This is a genomic window from Pseudarthrobacter sp. fls2-241-R2A-127, from assembly GCF_030209355.1.
Classification (GTDB): Bacteria; Actinomycetota; Actinomycetes; order Actinomycetales; family Micrococcaceae; genus Arthrobacter.
In genome coordinates, this window is sequence record NZ_JARVSF010000026.1 from 1 (window position 1) to 3428 (window position 3428).

Annotated in this window: 2 protein-coding genes; both read left to right on the plus strand. The window is 64.6% G+C overall.

Going from position 1 to position 3428, the window contains the following annotated elements; genetic code table 11:
- Positions 1–1247 (plus strand): HNH endonuclease signature motif containing protein (locus QRN53_RS16120; protein WP_285244852.1); only part of this gene is annotated, 1247 nt, incomplete at its 5' end.
- Between the two features lie 73 nt (positions 1248–1320).
- Positions 1321–3234 carry an ABC transporter ATP-binding protein gene (locus QRN53_RS16125; RefSeq protein WP_285244853.1) on the plus strand — a complete coding sequence of 638 codons (1914 nt, stop codon included), beginning with the start codon at positions 1321–1323 and terminating at the stop codon, positions 3232–3234.
- Positions 3235–3428: the final 194 nt, after the last annotated feature.

The window sequence follows — 3428 nt, forward strand, 5'->3', positions numbered from 1 at the left end:
TGGTGGAGGTTTCCCGGCGGGTCTGTTCGTTGCCCTTGGTGTTTGGGGCGTTGTCTGCGGGTGACATGTCGTGGCAGCACGCCCGTATCGTCGCCGATGAGATGGAGGGCCTTGGTCCGGTGGGGGCGGCCGGGTTGGTGGAGCATTTCTTCGACGCCGACGCGCCCAATCCTGCCCGGGGCGCCTCGCCGGGTGAGCTCGTGCCGTCCCGGTTCCGGGCGAAGGTCCGGGCCTGGCGGGAACGCCACCACCCCGACTCAATCGAGAAGCGCCATGCAAAAGGTGTGGGTGACCGGCGGATGGACTACACCCCCGACCGGGACGGCATGGCCTGGCTCTCGCTCTACCTGCCCGGGGACACTGCCTGCGCCATCTGGAACCGCAGCACCGCCACCGCCCGGGGTTTGCAGGGCCCGGCGGAAGAGCGCACGCTCACCCAGTTGCGCGCCGACATCGCAGCATCCCTGCTCCTCGGCGCCGGCAACACTGCCGGCACAGGAACTGCCACCTCTACCGGTGAATATCCACGCGCGGCTTCGGAAACCAACACCAAACTCGGCACAGTCCCCACCCCTCGGGCCGATGTCCTGGTCACGGTCCCGGTGTTCTCGCTACTCGGCCTCACCCATGAGCCGGCCACACTCGACGGGTTCGGACCCATCCCGGCGGCTATGGCCCGCAAACTCGTCGCCGACGGCGCCGAATCCTTCTACCGGGTCCTGGTCGACCCCCGCGACGGGGCACCCCTGGAAATCGGCCGCACCCGCTACCGGCTCACCGAGACCATCAAAAAATGGATCAGGCTGCGGGACGCCAAATGCACCTTCCCCGGCTGCACCAACCGCACCCCCGACAACGACACCGACCACCTCACCGCCTGGGGCGACGGCGGAAGGACCGGAATCAGCAACCTGGCACAGCTCTGCCCCAAACACCACCGACTCAAACACCACAGCCAATGGACACCACATCCAGCCACCACGAACGAGCCACCCGTCTGGACCTCACCCACCGGCCGCCACTACCAACCCGAACAACCAGACGCCGAACCAACCCACTGGCCACCAGGAACCCCGCCGGCCAGGGATGCTGCAATGCCCGTCCGATTCCACGGTGAACACACAGGTATAGACGACCTCCCGCCATGGGAACCGGACGATCACAACCTCATAGACCTCCATGACCTTCCGCCGGAGGATCCCGCCTGGGCCGAATTCTTCACAAAACCGTTCGTGCTGTCGGTCTAGTCCATGGCGGCCGTCCGTCAGCGGATGGTCCGGCGCTGCCCTTTTGGGCCTGGGCCGGCACTAGGCTGACACCATGTCCCAACCGCGCCATCCGGCGGAACTCACCCCAAAACGCGATCCCCAAAAACGGCTTACTGTAGGGCCGTATGCCCGCGCGGTGGCCCAGGTCCTCAGGGTGAGTTTCCGGGCCTCCCCGGGCGCGGTGATCATGAAGGTGCTCGGCTCGCTGATTTCGGCCGTCCTTCCCCTGGTCACCACCTACTTTGCCTCACTGACCACCACGGCGCTGGCGGCCGCATATGCGGGCGACGGCGGAGCGGGGCGGCTTGCCGTCGTGTACGTCATTGTCACTGCCGCGCTGGGTCTTTTCTGGGGCGCCTTCAACAGCGTGGACCGCTATATCCAGCAGCTGATGAGCTTCAAGGTGGGCGCCATTGTGGGCGACCAGATGTACGAGCGGTTCCTTGCACTGGAATTCTGGCGCTACGACGACAAAGAAACCGTGGACCTTTACGACCGGGCCAAGCGGTTCTCGGATTCGTACGCCCGCGTATTGGACCGGATCGCCGCGATCTTCACTCAGTTGGTCTCGGTCATCCTGGCCATCGGCGCCCTGCTGCTGGTCAGCTGGTGGATCGCCGTCATCGTGCTGGTGGCCATCGTGCCCAGTGTTTACCTCCAGTTCAAGCTCTCACGGGAGCAGATTGCGCACTGGAACACGCAGGTGGATTCACGCCGCCAGCGCCGCATGATCGAAACCAACCTCCTGCGGCCGCAGCACATCGCAGAGATGCGGCTTTACGGGATCGTCGGCTTTCTCATGGACCTTCGTTCCCGCCTTCGCGACGCGGACGAGCGGCGTCGGCTCGATTACCAGCGGCGCTACATTCCCAGGCAACTGGCCGCGGACGCTCTGCAATACGGCGCCGAGGTGGTCTCGCTGATCTGGGTGGTGGGCCAGGTCATCGCCCGGGCCCAGCCGGTGGGCCAGTTCCTCTACGTCCAGCAGATCGTCAGCCGTGCTTTGTCCACCGCCAACAACCTGGTGTCCTCCCTGAGTTCCATTGACGAAGACCTGGCCAATCTGACGGACTACGAGACCTTCATGGGGATGCCTGTGCACTCGGAGCATGCACCGCCGCTGTTGGAGGCTCCGCAGGAAGTCGAACTGAAGGACATCCGGTTCACGTACACGGGCAGCGATATCGAAGTGATCCGGGGCATCAGCCTCACTATCAGGCGGGGCCAGCACATCGCCATCGTGGGGGAGAACGGTGCCGGCAAGTCCACGCTGATCCGCATCCTGGCGGGCCTCTACAGCCTGGACTCGGGGCAGGTCCTGCTGGACGGTGTGGATCTCGCCGCCGTCGACGTCACCTCCTGGCACCGGCACCTGGCAGTCCTCAGCCAGGAGTTCCTGAAGTACGAGTTCGCCACCGCCGCGGAGAACATCTACTTCGGTGACGTTGACAGCCGGCGCGACGACGGCCGCATCCGGCGGGCGGCAGCAGACGCAGAAGCGTTGGAGTTCATCACCAAACTGCCCAACGGCCTGGACAACCATGTCAGTAACTGGATGGAGGATCCACGCGGCCGGAAAGGCAGTGGCCTGAGCGGTGGCCAATGGCAACGGCTGGCCATGGCCCGTAACTTCTACCGGGATGCCTCGTTCATGGTGATGGACGAACCCACTTCGGCCATCGATGCCCTCGCCGAGCACCGGATCTTTACCCGGCTCTTCGCGGACCGCAGCAGCACCATCATTGCGATCAGCCACCGGCTCGCCACGATCGAGAAGGCGGACGTGGTGTACATGCTGGAGGACGGGCAGATTGTGGAGCAGGGAACCCACAAAGAACTCGTGGCGCTTCGGGGACGATACTTCCGGATGTTCGAATCCCAGCTCACCGGCGACGCGGGATGGGTGACGCCGCAGGTTCCGGCGGGCAAGCCGGAGGCTACGGGCATGGGAACCGGCTCCAGCTGACTTCTTCAGCTGCCGCGGGGCGGCTTCCGGCGCTAGTGATTTGGAAAACGTCCTGAACTCCGCAATGTCTGCTCCATGGATTCCTGGCGCCACGATGTTCCCCCGGTTGTTCTGACAGTTGGCTTGCTCCATCGCCGCGGCCTAGGTGTTCTTCCCACGGAGATTGTGAACGCGGTCGATGGGTGATTTGCCGC

Bases quoted from the DNA above. Each gene is read 5' to 3' on its own strand.
- QRN53_RS16125 (WP_285244853.1), top strand. From the start codon at position 1,321: ATGTCCCAACCGCGCCATCCGGCGGAACTCACCCCAAAACGCGATCCC.